This window comes from Mesorhizobium sp. AR07, from assembly GCF_024746815.1.
Classification (GTDB): domain Bacteria; phylum Pseudomonadota; class Alphaproteobacteria; order Rhizobiales; family Rhizobiaceae; genus Mesorhizobium.
Genome location: NZ_CP080525.1, coordinates 2,018,216 through 2,032,980, shown reverse-complemented (window position 1 = coordinate 2,032,980; position 14,765 = coordinate 2,018,216). Strand labels below are relative to the sequence as shown.

13 protein-coding genes and 1 pseudogene are annotated in these 14,765 nt (G+C 64.2%); 12 read left to right on the top strand and 2 right to left on the bottom strand.

Features of this window, described 5'->3' with window-relative positions; translation table 11 throughout:
• Window positions 1-38 precede the first annotated feature (38 nt).
• From BPNPMPFG_RS10285 to BPNPMPFG_RS10245, 9 genes are all read left to right on the top strand, one after another.
• Complete coding sequence (locus tag BPNPMPFG_RS10285) at window positions 39-1,241, top strand: GNAT family N-acetyltransferase (RefSeq protein WP_413776868.1); 1,203 nt, start codon at window positions 39-41, stop codon at window positions 1,239-1,241.
• Between the two features lie 17 nt (window positions 1,242-1,258).
• Window positions 1,259-1,570, top strand: a complete 312-nt coding sequence (locus BPNPMPFG_RS10280; protein WP_258595179.1) for a hypothetical protein — start codon at window positions 1,259-1,261, stop codon at window positions 1,568-1,570.
• A gap of 112 nt (window positions 1,571-1,682) precedes the next feature.
• Entirely contained in the window at window positions 1,683-4,163 is a 2,481-nt protein-coding gene (gene ligD / locus BPNPMPFG_RS10275) for a DNA ligase D (RefSeq protein WP_258596696.1), read from the top strand.
• A 229-nt stretch (window positions 4,164-4,392) separates the two neighbouring features.
• On the top strand, window positions 4,393-5,298 hold the full coding sequence (gene ku, locus BPNPMPFG_RS10270; protein ID WP_258595177.1) for a non-homologous end joining protein Ku: 906 nt from the start codon (window positions 4,393-4,395) through the stop codon (window positions 5,296-5,298).
• A complete protein-coding gene (locus BPNPMPFG_RS10265; RefSeq protein ID WP_258595175.1) occupies window positions 5,295-6,425 on the top strand; it encodes a tetratricopeptide repeat protein in 1,131 nt (376 codons plus the stop codon). The genes ku and BPNPMPFG_RS10265 overlap by 4 nt, the downstream gene beginning before the upstream one ends.
• 226 nt (window positions 6,426-6,651) lie before the next feature.
• Window positions 6,652-7,296 carry an alpha/beta hydrolase family protein gene (locus BPNPMPFG_RS10260; protein ID WP_258595174.1) on the top strand — a complete coding sequence of 215 codons (645 nt, stop codon included), beginning with the start codon at window positions 6,652-6,654 and terminating at the stop codon, window positions 7,294-7,296.
• A 4-nt stretch (window positions 7,297-7,300) separates the two neighbouring features.
• Window positions 7,301-8,071 (top strand): exodeoxyribonuclease III, encoded by a 771-nt coding sequence (locus tag BPNPMPFG_RS10255; protein ID WP_258595172.1) that lies wholly within the window; start codon window positions 7,301-7,303, stop codon window positions 8,069-8,071.
• 150 nt (window positions 8,072-8,221) lie between these two features.
• A complete protein-coding gene (locus tag BPNPMPFG_RS10250) occupies window positions 8,222-9,727 on the top strand; it encodes a WD40 repeat domain-containing protein (RefSeq protein ID WP_258595169.1) in 1,506 nt (501 codons plus the stop codon).
• Between the two features lie 42 nt (window positions 9,728-9,769).
• Complete coding sequence (locus tag BPNPMPFG_RS10245) at window positions 9,770-10,207, top strand: isochorismatase family protein (protein ID WP_258595167.1); 438 nt, start codon at window positions 9,770-9,772, stop codon at window positions 10,205-10,207.
• A gap of 6 nt (window positions 10,208-10,213) precedes the next feature.
• Here BPNPMPFG_RS10245 and BPNPMPFG_RS10240 read toward each other — a convergent pair whose 3' ends face one another.
• A complete protein-coding gene (locus BPNPMPFG_RS10240) occupies window positions 10,214-10,489 on the bottom strand; it encodes a hypothetical protein (protein WP_258595165.1) in 276 nt (91 codons plus the stop codon).
• A gap of 869 nt (window positions 10,490-11,358) precedes the next feature.
• Here BPNPMPFG_RS10240 and BPNPMPFG_RS10235 point away from each other — a divergent pair.
• Window positions 11,359-11,661 (top strand): DUF1236 domain-containing protein, encoded by a 303-nt coding sequence (locus tag BPNPMPFG_RS10235; protein ID WP_258595163.1) that lies wholly within the window; start codon window positions 11,359-11,361, stop codon window positions 11,659-11,661.
• Window positions 11,662-11,788: 127 nt separating this feature from the next.
• Here the strand turns inward: BPNPMPFG_RS10235 and yghU are convergent, their stop codons facing one another.
• Window positions 11,789-12,661: a glutathione-dependent disulfide-bond oxidoreductase gene (yghU, locus tag BPNPMPFG_RS10230; protein ID WP_258595162.1), complete on the bottom strand. Its 873-nt coding sequence runs from the start codon at window positions 12,659-12,661 to the stop codon at window positions 11,789-11,791.
• A 189-nt stretch (window positions 12,662-12,850) separates the two neighbouring features.
• Between yghU and BPNPMPFG_RS10225 the strand changes: the two genes are divergently transcribed.
• Both BPNPMPFG_RS10225 and BPNPMPFG_RS10215 read left to right on the top strand, forming a co-directional pair.
• Window positions 12,851-13,756: a S1C family serine protease gene (locus BPNPMPFG_RS10225; RefSeq protein ID WP_258595160.1), complete on the top strand. Its 906-nt coding sequence runs from the start codon at window positions 12,851-12,853 to the stop codon at window positions 13,754-13,756.
• Between the two features lie 22 nt (window positions 13,757-13,778).
• Window positions 13,779-14,741, top strand: a pseudogene (locus tag BPNPMPFG_RS10215) (LysR family transcriptional regulator).
• The last annotated feature ends 24 nt before the right edge of the window (window positions 14,742-14,765 follow it).

Sequence of the window (14,765 nt, the reverse complement as noted above, 5' to 3'; positions counted from 1 at the left end):
TGGCGCCCGCACCCGACGCGCTGATGGAAGCAACCCCAATGACAGGAGCACCGATACTGGCCGGGCAGGCTTTTGATGCACCCCGAGGCGCCAGCATTGCCGGAAAGGTTTACACGGCGCGGCTGCACACCAGCCTCGAAGCCGTCATGCCGCTCTGGCTGCAATGCCAGGCGAATGGGGTGTGCACCGCCCATCAGCTCTACGCGTGGGTCGAGGGGATCGCCAAGCGGCTGATGCCCGAAGGCGCTGAACTCCTGGTCGTGGAAGTGGTGGATGCCGGGACTGGCGACCTCAAGATGCTGATGCCACTGATGCGGAGCTCAAGGTTCGGACATCGGGTGATCGAATGGCTGAGCTGCGGCGTTTGCGATTATTCAGCACCGCTTCTGGCGGACAGGGACCCGTGGACCCCGCAGGCTGCCGAAGCGGCTTGGGCGGCGATACGGTCCGCCCTGCCGCCCTCGGATCGGATCCACGTCACCGCAATTCCCCACCAGATATATGGGGTGGCCAACCCACTGGCGATGCTGGCGGTCGCACAAGAGTCCAGCCTGATCACATCCGGCCTTGTTCTGGAGGGCGATCCGGAGACCCTGGTCAAGCGCAATGGCAGGCCGTCTTTCGTCAAAGCCTTCAACAAGGATTGGCGCCGGCTCGAACGGCACGGTGGCGTGGATATGATCGAGGGCAGCACGCCGGCCCTGGTGGAGACCATCTTCGACACGCTCATCGAGATGCGGCTAAGGCGCTTTCGCCAACTGGGGCGTTTCGACCTGCTGGCTCAGCCGGCAGTTGTCGATTTCTATCGAGACGCTGCTCTTCGCGGCCTGTCCGACGGATCGGTGCGGGTCTTCGGATTGCGTGCCGGTAACGATTGGGTCGCCGCCCAGTACGCGCTGCTCCGACAAGGCACCTTGCATACCCTCGTGATCGGGATCGACGAGGACGTGGTGAAGAACGTCTCGCCCGGCCTTTTGATGATGGGTCAATTGATGGTGTGGGCGCGTGTGGAGGGGCTCGACTATTTCGACCTTTCGGTGGGAAGCCAGTCCTACAAAGAACAGTTCGGCGCCAAGGGTTCCGCTCTGGCCGAGATCGACGAAACGTTGACCCTGCTCGGCAAGGGCGTGGCAGGCGTCGCTTCGCTTCGCGAGCGGGCCGAGCTTTTCATGCGATCCAATCCGCGGCTGTTCAAGGCTGGCCAAAGTTTGGTGCGCGGCCTTCGGCGTTTGAAGGGCTGAGGGCGGTTTGCGCGAAATTGACAGGACCGCGTGTCTCCGTCATCCTTGAGACCAGTCGCCAGGCTGCGGACAGCGGCCACACCAGGGCGACCGAGGGCAGTGTCATGTTCAGTCCCGTCATCGGCCAGAATTCCAAGCGTGCCGCCGTGCGCAAGGCGCTCGACCGCCACAAGGTCTACATCACCGCGCAGAGTTTTTCGGGCGGCGCCTACCAGGCGCGCGTGCTCGTCGACGGCGAGGCTTACTGGGTCGACGAATTCCGGCTCGCCCAGTTGCAGCAAGGGCTGTCGCCGGCCGAGCTCGAGTTGACGCCTGCCACCGACGATTGAGCCGCACGAAGAGAACGGCGGTCGTCAACGTGGTCTGCTCTTCACCGCTCTACCTCCCGGCAAAAGTCGCGGCATGGATACCACCCGCCGGCGGTCGTGCCTGACCGTGACCATGCCCCCCAAGCTCAAAACCTACCGCGCCAGGCGCGAATTCTCGAAAACGCCGGAGCCGGCCGGCGGGCTGGTTACCGACGAAGGCAACCGCTTCGTCGTCCACAAGCATCATGCCACCGCCGATCACTATGATCTGCGCCTCCAAGTCGGCGATGTGCTGAAGAGCTGGGCGGTGCCGCGCGGGCCTTCGCTCAACCCGGCCGACAAGCGGCTGGCGGTCGAGACCGAGGATCATCCGCTGGAATATATCGACTTCGAGGGCGTCATTCCCGAGGGCCAGTATGGCGGTGGGCCGATGATCGTCTGGGACACCGGCAGTTGGGCGCCGATGGACGATGTCGAGAAGAGCCTGCGGACTGGCGCCTTCAAGTTCCGGCTGGCCGGCGAGAAGCTCAATGGCGGCTGGATGCTGACCCGGCTGAAGCCAAAACCCGGCGAGGACGAGAACAAGAAGAACTGGCTGCTGTTCAAGGAGCGCGACCTTGCCGCCGACACCAAGCTCGATATCCTGGAAGCACGGCCGGAAAGCGTGAAGTCGGGATTGCGCATCGAAGAGCTGGTGGCGCCCGCGAAACCCGCGGCCAGGCCCAAGCCCGGTTCGCTGAAGCCGGGCACGCTGCCGGGCGCATTCAAGGCCCCAGCGCTCAGCCGCATCGAGCCGCAGCTGGCGACCCAGGTGCCGAAACCGCCCGGTGGCGAAGGCCCTGCGGAGAATACAAGCGAGCTGTGGCTGCACGAAATAAAATTCGACGGCTACCGCACCATGGCGCATCTGAGCGACGGCTCGGTCAAGCTGATCACCCGGGGCGGCATCGACTGGACGAAGCGCTATGGCGACCTGCCGCATGCCTTTGCCAAGCTGCCGTGCCGCGACGCCATCATCGATGGCGAGATCGTCGTGCTCGACGCCAAGGGCATCAGCCGCTTCGCGCTGCTGCAGGATGCGCTGGCCGAAGGCGCCGGCAGCAGACTGCATTTCTACGCTTTCGACCTGCTTCATCTCGACGGCTGGGACCTGACCAAGGCGCCGCTGGTCCGCCGCAAGGCGCTGCTGGCGCAATTGCTGTCCGGCCTCGGCGCCAATTCCGCCATCCAGTTTTCCGACCATGTCGAAGGCTCGGGCCAAGGGCTCTACGATCAGGCCAGCGACCTTGGTTTGGAAGGCGTGGTTTCCAAGCGCGCCACCGCAACCTACCAGAGCGGCCGCACCAAGAGCTGGACCAAGACCAAGGCGCTGAAGAGCGACGACTTCGTCATCGCCGGCTACACCACCTCCGACGCGGCCGAGGGGCTGGCAGCGCTCGGGCTTGCCGAGTTCGAGGGCGGCGAACTGCATTATCGCGGCAAGGTCGGCACCGGCTTCGATGCTGAGACATCAGCCGAACTGCTCGCCAGGCTGGAGCCGCTCACTTCAGGCGCGATGGCGCCCGAAGGGGCGCCGCGCGAGATCATGCGCGAGATGAACTGGGTGAAGCCGCTGTTCTCGGCGCGCATCCACTATGCCAACCGCACCGCGGACAACGCGCTGCGCCATGCGGTGTTTCGCGGCTTGAGGGATATCGGCCTGTCGACGCCGGTGTCGGCCAAACGCAAGCGGCTGATCTCGGAGGCCGACCTCGCCACCATCTGGGTGACCAACCCGACGCGGCGGCTGTTCGGCAAGACCGGACCGACCAAGCTCGACATCGCCGTGTACTACGCGCTGGTCGGAGATTTCATGCTGCCGCACATTCTCGGCCGCCCGGTCTCGCTGGTGCGCTGCCCGACCGGCCTGCCGAAGGACTGCTTCTTCCAGCGGCATGCCTTTACCGGCATGCCGCCCTCGGTGGTGACGTTCGAGGCGACCAATTCCGAAGGCGAGACCAAGTCTTATCTCTCGGTCGAAGGCGCCAAGGGCTATCTGGCGCTGGCGCAGTTCGGCGTCGTCGAGTTCCACATCTGGGGCACGCATCGCACCAGCCTCGACAAGCCCGACCAGATCGTCTTCGACCTCGACCCGGGCGAGGGGATTTCCTGGCGCGAGGTGGTCGAGGCGGCGGTGCATATCAAGGGCGAGCTGGAGGGGCTTGGGCTGGTGCCGTTCGCCAAGACCTCTGGCGGCAGCGGCATCCACATCACAGTGCCGGTAACGGGCAAGCAGAACTGGAAGAAGCTGCACCAGGCGACCAGCGCCATCTCCACGCATCTTGCGGCAACCGCGCCCGATACCTTCACCACCACCATGGGCAAGGACAACCGCAAGAAGCGCATCTTCATCGACTATCACCGCAATGCGCGCGGCCACACCTCGGCGGCCCCCTATTCGCTGCGCGCCCGCACCAATCTGCCGGCCTCGACACCGGTGAGCTGGGCGGATCTGGAGTCGATCGATGCGCCGCAGGACCTGAACTATTCCTCGCTGCCGGGCTTGCTGGCGACGTCGGGCGATCCCTGGGCGGATATGGAGGATTTTGCGCGGGATTTGCCGGTGTTTAAATAAGCTTGGGTTTCCTTGAGGAACCCGGGCTCTGCGAAGCAGATACCGGACTCCATCGACGCTTCGGACAATTTGAATTATTCTGTTCCAGTGACGCCCGCGCCTTCATGGAAGATTTCGTCAGGGATTTGCCTGTATCATGCGGGGTCGGTGTAGGATTTCCGCGGCGCCAATCGTCCTTCGGACGAAAACGCGCTGGATGTATCAGTGCATGGCCGCGTAGGAGTGTTTCATGGCGCCCAGGGCAAGTTGGAAGGGTTACCTCAAGCTCAGTCTCGTCAGCTGTCCGGTCCGGCTTTATCCGGCGAGCAGCACGAGCGAGCGCATCAGCTTCAACCAGCTGCACAAGAAGACCCACAACCGCATCAATATGAAGCCGGTCGATCCCGAACTGGGGCTGGTCGAGCGCTCGGATCTGGTCAAGGGTTACGAATACGAGGACAAGCAGTACATCATCATCGATGACGCAGACCTCGACGCAGTGCGCATCGAATCCAACCACACGATGAACATCGAGGCCTTCGTCGACGAGGGCGAGGTCGACGTCATCTATCAGGATGCGCCCTATTACATGGCGCCGGATGGCGCGATGGCGGAGGAAACCTTCGCCGTGCTGCGCGAAGCGATGCGCAAATCCGGCAAGCTGGCGATCGCCCGGCTGGTGCTCTCCAGCCGCGAGCGCGTGGTGACGATCGGCGCGCGCGAAAACGGCATGTTCGTGTGTACCTTGAGGAACCCGAACGAAGTGCGTGGAACGGCTGAATATTTCGGCAACATCCCGGCCGGCAAGCCCGACGCGGAAATGCTGCAACTGGCGGAAGCACTGATCAAGCAGAAGGAAACCACCTTCGATCCGAAGAACTACGAGGACCGCTACGAGATCGCGCTGATGACCATGATCCGCGAGAAATTGAAGGGCCACAAGCCGATCATCGCGGCAGCTCCCGAGCGCGGCAATGTCATCAATTTGATGGATGCGCTGAAGGCCAGCCTGTCGCAGTCGAAGCCGCCGGCCAAGTCGAAGAGCAAGGCCGACGAGGCCGCCAAGCCGGCGACCAAGAAGGCGGCGGCGGGCGGTGCGGCTGAAAATCCGCTGAAGGCCAATCTGCTGAAGGCGGTCGGCAAGAGCAAGAAATGACGGCGCCAGCCTTCTCGGTCGCGGGGGCCGCTTTCGGCACGATCGGCGCGCTGGCGGCGTTTCCGCTCAGGCTGGCGGCGCGCGAGGTCGAGCGCCAGCATGGCCAGTTGCGGCGCGGCGTCACCAGGCGCACCGCGCATGTCGTGTTCGGGCGGACCTATCTGGCAAAGGCCGACTTCACCAAGAACGGCGATGCCGAGATCGAGCGCCGTGTCGCCGCCGAGCGCGCAGCTGGGCGAACGCTGATCAGCGAGAACGGCTTTTTGCGCCTGCTCGGGCTGATGAAAGCACCGGAGGCGTCCTCGCTGTCGCGGCAATCGCTGATCGACCAGTCGCGGCTGTCAGGCGCCGACCTCGATTTGTTGTCGCTGTTCGACGCCTTCGAGCATGACGCCGAACCCTATTCCTTCCGCGACCTGATCCTGGCCCGCAAATATGCCGGGCTGGTGGCAGGCGGTGCGACCTGGGGCGCGATTGCGCGTTCGGTGCACCGCTCCGGCCCGATTGCATCGCTGACCGCCAAGTCGCTCGCCGTCGGCTCACAACATGGGCGCGCGGACGCGATCTATCTCGAAGGCGGACAGAGCGAACTCGACGGGCAATTGCTGTTCGATTTGGGCAAGGCCGGGGCAGTGGGCGACGACACGCTGGAGGAGCTGTTTTCCGAGGCCGAAGCGGCGGAGGCGGGTGGCGACCATGACGGCGCGGCGGCGCTCTACCAGCGCTGTCTGGCCATCGACCCAAACGATGCCATTGCCGCCTTCAACCGCGCCAACTGCCTGCGCGCCGGCGGCCACGGGAGGGAAGCCGCGCACGACTATATCAGCGCGATAAAACTCGACCCGGCCTTCGTCGAAGCCTGGTTCAACCTCGCCGGGCTGATGAGCGAGCAAGGCCGCGAAGCTTCGGCGCGAAGGCACCTGCAGAAGGCGATCGCGCTCGACAAGACCTATGCCGATCCGGTGTTCAACCTCGCCCGGCTGGAATTCGACGCCGGCAATTTGCTGGAGGCGCGCCGCAACTGGGCGCGGTACCTGGAACTCGACGCGGATTCCGAATGGGCCCGTGTGGCGGCCAAGGGGGTGCAGTTCGTGGATCTGCAACTGGCGCGGACGGCGGCGGGGTGAGGGGATTCATGTTTGCGCTTGAACACCTCCCTCTGGCCTGCCGGCCATCTCCCCCTCAAGGGGGGAGATCGGCTGTCGCCGTCGCTGTCGCCGTCGCTTTCGCCAATCGCCAGTATTGGAAGGCGAGCGGAACGTCAGAGCTGCCAATCTCCCCCCTTGAGGGGGAGATGTCCGGCAGGACAGAGGGGGGCGCGAAGGTACTCGGCCTTCATCGATGGGTCGCCCCATGACCACCTTCCTCCTCGACGGCCCCGACACCGCCCCAACCACCATCCTGCTTGCCCATGGCGCCGGCGCGCCGATGGACTCGGCCTCGATGACCGCCACCGCCAAGGCACTGGCCGCGGCCGGCTTACGCGTTGCCCGCTTCGAATTCCATTACATGTCCGCCCGTCGCTACGGGCATCGCAAGCCGCCGCCACGGGCGGAAACCGTGAATCCAGAATATATCAAGGCGATCGCTGACCTCAGGGCTAAGGGCGTGACCGGCCCGCTCATCATCGGCGGCAAGTCGATGGGCGGACGCGTCGCCTCGATGGTCGCGGACGAATTGTTTGCCAAGGGCGAGATCTCGGGCCTGCTGTGCCTCGGCTATCCCTTTCATCCGCCGGCAAAGCCTGAGCAATTGCGTACAAAACATCTGGCCGGGCTGAAAACGCCGACGCTGATCTTCCAGGGCACACGCGACGAGTTCGGGACCAGGGACGAGGTTGCCGGCTATGACCTTTCCGACAGCATCGAGGTGCTGTGGCTGGAGGACGGCGACCATGATCTCAAGCCGCGCAAGAGCATTTCGGGCTTCTCCGCCGCCGATCATTTGAAGACGCTGGCCGAGGCGGTGAAGGCGTGGGCTGACCGGATCGTTTCTTGAGACGATGAAAATCGCCTCCTTCAACATCAACAACATCAACAGTCGGCTGGAGAACCTGCTGGCGTGGCTGGCGCAGGCGAAACCCGATATCGTGTGCCTGCAGGAGCTGAAGGCGCGCGACACGCAGTTTCCGCGCTCGGCCCTTGCGGCGGCAGGCTATGGCGCGGTGTGGAAGGGTGAGCCGACATGGAATGGCGTCGCCATCTTGGCGCGGGGTTCGGAACCGGTACTGACCCGCGACGTGCTGCCCGGCGACGATGCCGACAAGCAGAGCCGCTACATCGAGGCGGCGATCAGTGGCATCGTCATCGCTTGCCTCTACGCGCCGAACGGCAACCCGCAGCCGGGGCCGAAATTCCAGTACAAACTCGCCTGGCACGAACGGTTGGAAGCGCATGCCGAGCAGTTGCTCGATACCGGCCTGCCGGTGGTGTTGGCCGGCGACTACAACATCGTGCCCGAGCCGCGCGACATCTACGCCACCCGCTCCTATGACGACAACGCACTGGTGCAGCCGGAAAGCCGGGCGGCGTTCGCCGCGCTGATCGAGCAAGGCTGGACTGATGCGTTGCGCAAGAAGCACCCGAAGGAAACGCTCTACACGTTCTGGGATTATCGCCGCAACCGCTGGCCGCGCGATGCGGGCTTGAGGCTCGACCACATATTGCTGTCCAAGAAACTGGCGCGCCAGCTGACCGCGGCCGACATCGACCGAGACGTTCGTGGGCAAGACGGCGCCAGCGACCACGCGCCGGTTTGGGTGGAGTTGAAGTAGAGCGGGCGCAAACTTGCCGGGACCCTTGATGCTGCCCCTTTCGGATGCGCCATTTTGCGAACACCTTTTCCACGGGTAATCTCATGAACTGAACTGTGTGACGGCCACGTCGGGCGAGGCCTGCAATCCAGACGGTTCGAGGGGGGACCGATGAACAGGGGTGCTGACAGGCTGATTGCAATCCTCCTGGTGGTGCTGGCCGTGGCTTGCGCCTGGCGTGCCTGGCTGGCGCTGGGCGACACGGGTTTCGTCTGGCACGGCGTCTCGTCTTTCGCCGGGGATGCCACCTCTTTGCGTGCTGTCGGATTCCTGGTGGCGGCGCTTGCCTGCCTGTTTGGTACGCTGTTGTTCTGGGCCGGTTTTCTGCCGGGCCGGCCGGCACATGCCGCCGGAGCGCCGCTGTTCGGCCGCGCGGCGGAGGTGCCGGACACCGGCAGGCCTGGCTTGCGCAAGGTGTTTCTCGTCCTGCCACTGGTTGTGCTTGCGGTGCTGGCCGTTGACCGGTTCGGTTCTTGGCGGGCACATGACGGCGGCGAAGTTGCCAGCCAGCCCAGCGAACCGAAGCCCGGCGAACCCAAGCCAGGCGAGCCCAAGGGCCAGGATGTTGTCAGCGCGCCGCCGGCCCCGGAACCTGTAACCCCGCCTGCGCTTGTGCCGCCGACGCCCGTCGCTCCGACGCCGCCGGAGGTCGCGGTCATTCCGCCGCCCACGGTCGCACCTCTGCCCCCGGCGCCGCCACCGCTGCCGACTGAGCCGGAGGGCCATCGCGACGCCGTCGTCTGGCTGGCGGTGGCACCCGACGGACATTCGATCATCAGCGCCAGCACCGACCACACGATCAAACTGTGGGATATCGCCGGCAAGCACCTGATCCGCACCCTCGGCGCCCACAAGGACATGGCGCGTACGGCGCTTTTCATGCCCGATGGCATCAGCGCGCTGACCGCCGGCGACGACGGCGAGATCGTGCAGCGGAAACTTTCCGACGGCACCGTGCTGCATGTCTTCTCGGCCGGCGAGAATGGCGGCGTCAACAAGCTGGCGATCAGCCCGGACGGCAAACGGGCCGTGACCGGTCACCAGGCCGGCAACGTCATCGTCTGGGATCTCCAGAAGGGCACCGTGTTGCATGTGATGAGCGGGCACGACTGGTCGGTCAGCGCGGTCGCCGTCTCGCCCGATGGCACCCGCGCGGTCTCCGGCAGCATCGATGGCACGCTAAAGCTTTGGGACATCGACAGCGGCAAGCAGCTGCGCAGCTGGCACGGGCATGAGCAAGGCACCTATGGCGCCGTGTTCACCGCCGATGGCCATCATCTGATCACCGGCAGCGGCGACGACACGATCAAGCTCTGGGATCTCGACAGCGGTCGCGAAGTGCACCGCTTCGAGGGCCATGAGGGCACCGTCTATACGCTGGCGCTGTCGGCCGACGGCAAGCGACTGATCTCCGGCTCGCTCGACGGCACGGCGCGCCTGTGGGACATGGAGACCGGCAACCAGATCGCCCTATTCGACAGCCAGACCGGCCCGATCTATGCGGTGGCCTTCGCCGCCGACGGCACGGTGCTCACCGGAGGCAACGACCGCACCATCCGCGACTGGCCGGCTACAGGCGGCGACGGCGTGGTGCTGTTTGCCGGCGCGCCGGGGTGAAGGAAACCTTGATCACCTTGCTCGCCGTGCTATGTAAAAACCATGTCAGCACCCAGCTTCGCGGACAAAGCGCCGCTCATCGTGATCGACCTGCAGACCGGCATGTTCGACGGCGTGCACGAGCCGCCGATCCATGAGGCGCCAGCCATTGCCGATCGTGCCCGCGCGGTCATCGACTGGGCGCGGCGCGGCGGGCGTAAGGTCGCCTTTGTCAGGCATGACGGACCGGCGGGCGATCCGCTGGCACCGGGCGAGCCTGGCTGGCCGGTGTGGCCCGCACTTGGCCAGGCCAAGGACGAGCCAACTTTCGCCAAATCCGTGCGCGATGCCTTCAGCAATCCCGCCTTCGGCGAATGGGTTGCCGGGCAGGGCGCCGGTGCGGTCGTGATCCTTGGCGCGCAGACCGATTTTTGCGTGGCAGCGACCGTCAAGGGCGCGATGGCCAGAGGGCTCGGCGTGACCGTGGTTTCCGATGCCTGAAAGATGTCAGGCCTTGCCGGCGAGCGCGTTCAACTTCGCGCAGAACTCGGCGTGCGGTTTGCTCATCGCGGCGTCTTGGCATTCTTTCATCATGGCGGTCTTGTGTTTCTTGGATTCCTTCATCCAGACCTTCTTCATCTCAGCGTCCGACTTCATGGTTTTCATGGTCTTGTCGGTGAAGAAGGGGGCCATCATCTTTGGCTCGTCGAGGATGCCGGCCAGTGCCGAGCCGGCAATCACGGTTGCAGCCAATACTCCGAGGCACACAGTTTTGATGTTCATGGGGTATCTCTCCCTGTTCCTGCCGCCGGATTGGCAGCAACCGCCATCAATACCACCTGCGTCACTTTATTTAGATATAGCTTATATTAGTGATTGGTCACGTTTCGGTGAGCGCGCCGGCAGAGGGCACCGCGAAACGCACCTCATTGCAATCGACCATACCCTGCTCATGCGTGTCAGCCCGTGTCGGCGCCGCGCTACCAGCCCATCCATTCGCGGCTGCGCCAGGCAAGCCCGGCGAATGGCGCCAGTAGCGCGATCACGACGAACATCAGGGTGAAGGGATGCTTGGTCACGGAGGGACGGGGAGCCATCTGGGCACATCCTTTGCTGGAGATTTTCGCCACAACGTCATCGTGACCACATGGTTGCGTGCGCCAAGGCATCTCTGCTGCGTCGGGGTGCAGGACACTAAAAGTTGGAACCAAGCCCATACGGTTCGCGTTTTTCGAGCGCGACCGGTGAGGCTGCTACCTCCGCCGGCGCCGTCTAGGGCTCGCTCTGCTCCCGGCGGGGCGAGCCTTTTTCGTGCCGCTGGATGAAGGCGGCAGGAACGACATCGCGTTTTCTACGTTGGCTGTTCCTAAGGTGTTGCAGCAAATCGACCTCGGCCTTCGACGGATGCGGCGGGACAATAGCCCCGCCGGCTCGGCAGGCGTGCTTTTCTGCCCTGAAAAACCGCCATGACGCCCAATCCATCTGCAATATTTAAAATATATCTGCCGTTTGTACCAATAAGCAAGAATAATACGTGTCGGTGGCCCCGCCGATATAATTATCTCTTTATTCGAAAAATATAGATGGAACTTCAAGGCAGCCATAGAGTTTTCATGCAGGGCGGATTTTCAAACGGCCCTATGGAGATTGTCATGAAACTTTATCTTTCGAGTGCGGCGGCCGCGGTCGTCCTGATGAGCGGCATTGGTGCAGCGGTGGCGCAAGACGTCATCGTCGTCCAGCCGGAGCAGAACACTGTCGTTCGCGAATACATCAAGAAGGAGCCGCTGGCGTCGGTCAACCTTCTGGGCGTCGAGCTCAAGCTTGGGTCGCCGGTGCCGGATACGGTCAAACTGCGCGAGGTGCCCAACGTCAAGTATCGTGTCGCCGTCATCAATGACCAGACTGTCCTGGTCGATCCCGAGACCCATCAGATCGTCGAGGTCCTGAACTGATTGAAGGCCTGACGCGGAGTGAGCGAGTTGCTCGCGCCGGCTTGTCTTGAGAAAAGCCCGCCACGACTTCGCGTCGGTGGCGGGCTTTCTTTTTTAAGCTGGCTTTTTGAAGCAGGCTTTACCGGGCCTACTCGGCCGCCGCAGCCAGCTTGTCCTGCGTCTTCGTCTCGAAGTCGCCGGCGTCGTGGCGCTCGTGCAATTGCATCGACGGTTCGCCGAAGGCGCGGTTGACCATGCGGCCGCGCTTGACCGCCGGGCGTGCGTCGATCGCCTGCGCCCAGCGCTGCACATGCTTGTAGTCCTGCACCGACAGGAACTCGGCGGAATCATTGTACATGCGGCCGAGCGCCAGTCCGCCGTACCAGGGCCACACGGCCATGTCGGCGATGCTGTAATCCTTGCCGCCGAGATATTCTGACACAGCCAGCCGGCGGTCGAGCACGTCCATCTGGCGCTTCACCTCCATCGAGAAGCGGTCGATGGCATATTCGAATTTTTCCGGCGCATAGGCGTAGAAATGGCCGAAGCCGTCGCCCAGATACGGCGCCGAGCCCATCTGCCAGAACAGCCAGGACAGGACTTCCGCGCGGGCCGGTTGTTCGGCGGGCAGGAATTCGCCGAACTTTTCGGCGAGATAGACGAGGATCGAGCCGGATTCGAAGATGCGCACCGGGGTCTTGCCGCCGCGGTCCATCAAAGCGGGAATCTTGGAGTTGGGATTGACCTCGACGAAGCCGCTGCCGAACTGGTCGCCATCGTTGATCTTGATCAGCCAGGCATCGTATTCAGCGCCCTTGTGGCCGCGCGCCAGAAGCTCTTCCAGCATGATCGTCACCTTGACGCCGTTCGGCGTTGCCAGTGAATAGAGCTGCAACGGGTGCTTGCCGACCGGCAATTCCTTGTCTTGCGTCGGCCCGGCGATCGGCCGGTTGATGCTGGCAAAGGCGCCGCCATTCGCCTTGTTCCAGGTCCATACTTTCGGCGGGGTGTAATCGGTCATCTCGGGGCCTCGTGTCGTGGGGAAAGGATGGGCAGGTCGCCCTACACCTAGGGCTGCGGATGAGGAAGTTCAACTTGTGTTGAACTGTTATCGACGCAGGCCCTAAAAGGACTCTCCTACTCCCTTTGCCCTTGCGCCCCGGCGGACGCGGCATACCTATAGAAATATCACCCGACCAGGAATGACAGCATGACCATCAATCCCAATCCGCGCTCGGTCGTTGCCGTGCGGGCCACCGTTCCCGAGGATGCCTTCACCGCTGGCGCGCTGGGCACGCTCAGGGAAGGCAGCGGCGTCGTCATCCGCGACGACGGGCTGGTGCTGACCATCGGCTATCTCATTACCGAGGCGGAGGAAGTCTGGCTGACCAGCCATGACGGCCGCGTCATCCCCGCGCACGCGCTGGCTTATGACCAGGAATCGGGCTTCGGCCTGGTGCAGGCGCTGGCCCCGCTCGGCCTGCCGGCCGTGGCGCTGGGCGATGCCGGCAAGGCCAGGGTCGGCGACGCCGTCGTGCTTGCCGACGGCATCGGCCAGTCGGTGCAGGCCAAGATCGTCACCAAGCAGGAATTCGCCGGCTACTGGGAGTATCTGCTCGACGAGGCGATCTTCATAGCGCCCGCGCACCCGTCCTGGGGCGGTGCTGGGCTGTTCGGCACCGATGGCGCGCTGCTTGGTATCGGCTCGCTGCGCCTGCAGATGAGCCGCAACGGCGAAGTCGCCGATATCAACATGGTGGTGCCGATCGATCTGCTGCCGCCGATTCTCGACGATCTTTTGACGCGTGGTCAGGTGGCCAGGCCGCCGCGCCCGTGGCTCGGCGCCTTGTCGGCCGAAAGCGACGGCAAGGTGGTGGTGATGAGTGTGACCGAAGGTGGCCCGGCGGCCAAGGCAGGCCTGCGCCAGGGCGATGTCATCTCCGAGGTCCGCGACGGCGCGGTCGACGGGCTCGCCGATTTCTATCGCAAGCTGTGGGACAGCGGCTCGGCCGGCGCCGAGATCCCGATGCGGGTGGTGCGCGACGGCCGCGAGACCTGGCTGCGCGTCAAATCGGCCGACCGTGGCAGTTTCCTGAAAAAGCCGCAGCTGCAGTAGGCGCATCCACCAGGACATTTCGTTGCATCCCAGACTGCTCAAGACCTTCCTCGCGGTAGCGCGGAGCCGCAACATCACACGCGCCGCCGAGGCGGTTCATCTCGCGCAATCCAGTGTCAGCGACCAGATCTAGTCGCTTGAGGCCGAGCTGGGAGCTGCCCTGTTCACGCGCTCGAAAACGGGTCTCGACCTGACGCAGGCGGGACTGGCGCTGAAGCCCATCGCCGAAGACCTGTTGCGGCTCGACGGCGAGGCGCGCGCGGCCGTGCAGGCGGCTGCCGCGCAGGCGAACGGGTCGCTGACCATCGGTGCGCTGGAGACGATTGCCTCGGGCAGGCTGGCGCCCTGGCTGCCGGGGTTTCAGACCCGCCATCCCGACATCACCGTGCGGATGAAGGTGGCAGATAGCGGTGCGCTGCGGCACCTGCTGGAGGATGGCGACATCGACGTCGCATTCTGCTTCGACCGTCGTGACATGACCAGGGGCGACGCCGATGATCGTCTCGCCAGGCGCACAATAGGGTCCGAGCCGCTGGTGCTTGTCGGGGCTCCGGGGCAGGGGCTGGTACTATCAGACCTCGCCGCGCTTGCCACACTGCGCTTCGTGGCAACGGAGCCCGGATGCATCTACCGGCATATGTTCGACACCGCCTTTGCCGAGGCGGGCGTCGCCGCGCCCAAGCTTGCCGCCGAGGTCGGCAGCATCGGCACCATCGCGCGGCTGGTCGCGGCCGGCGCGGGGCTGGGCCTCGTTCCGCGCCTTGCCGTCAGCGACGCGCTCGCGCGGGGCGACCTCGTTGAACTGCCATGGCCCGGCCAGATGCGGACGGCACCGCTGGCGATGATCTGGCGACGCCGCCGCGTTCAGCCGCCGGCGCTCAGGCGGCTTCTTGCTGCCGCGCGTGACACGCTGGCGCCTGCTTCGGGGCGCTCTCAAACCAGTTCAGAGTCTGAATCGGCGAACCACTCCAAGGCCTTGCTTTAAAAGCAATTCCTGACACCGGGTCAT

Excerpts from the sequence above, each read along its gene's own strand:
- BPNPMPFG_RS10285 (WP_413776868.1), top strand. The coding sequence starts at position 39 with ATGACAGGAGCACCGATACTGGCCGGGCAGGCTTTTGATGCACCCCGA.
- ligD (WP_258596696.1), top strand. The coding sequence starts at position 1,683 with ATGCCCCCCAAGCTCAAAACCTACCGCGCCAGGCGCGAATTCTCGAAA.
- ku (WP_258595177.1), top strand. The coding sequence starts at position 4,393 with ATGGCGCCCAGGGCAAGTTGGAAGGGTTACCTCAAGCTCAGTCTCGTC.
- BPNPMPFG_RS10265 (WP_258595175.1), top strand. The coding sequence starts at position 5,295 with ATGACGGCGCCAGCCTTCTCGGTCGCGGGGGCCGCTTTCGGCACGATC.
- BPNPMPFG_RS10260 (WP_258595174.1), top strand. The coding sequence starts at position 6,652 with ATGACCACCTTCCTCCTCGACGGCCCCGACACCGCCCCAACCACCATC.
- BPNPMPFG_RS10255 (WP_258595172.1), top strand. The coding sequence starts at position 7,301 with ATGAAAATCGCCTCCTTCAACATCAACAACATCAACAGTCGGCTGGAG.
- BPNPMPFG_RS10250 (WP_258595169.1), top strand. The coding sequence starts at position 8,222 with ATGAACAGGGGTGCTGACAGGCTGATTGCAATCCTCCTGGTGGTGCTG.
- BPNPMPFG_RS10245 (WP_258595167.1), top strand. The coding sequence starts at position 9,770 with ATGTCAGCACCCAGCTTCGCGGACAAAGCGCCGCTCATCGTGATCGAC.
- BPNPMPFG_RS10240 (WP_258595165.1), bottom strand. The coding sequence starts at position 10,489 with ATGAACATCAAAACTGTGTGCCTCGGAGTATTGGCTGCAACCGTGATT.
- BPNPMPFG_RS10235 (WP_258595163.1), top strand. The coding sequence starts at position 11,359 with ATGAAACTTTATCTTTCGAGTGCGGCGGCCGCGGTCGTCCTGATGAGC.
- yghU (WP_258595162.1), bottom strand. The coding sequence starts at position 12,661 with ATGACCGATTACACCCCGCCGAAAGTATGGACCTGGAACAAGGCGAAT.
- BPNPMPFG_RS10225 (WP_258595160.1), top strand. The coding sequence starts at position 12,851 with ATGACCATCAATCCCAATCCGCGCTCGGTCGTTGCCGTGCGGGCCACC.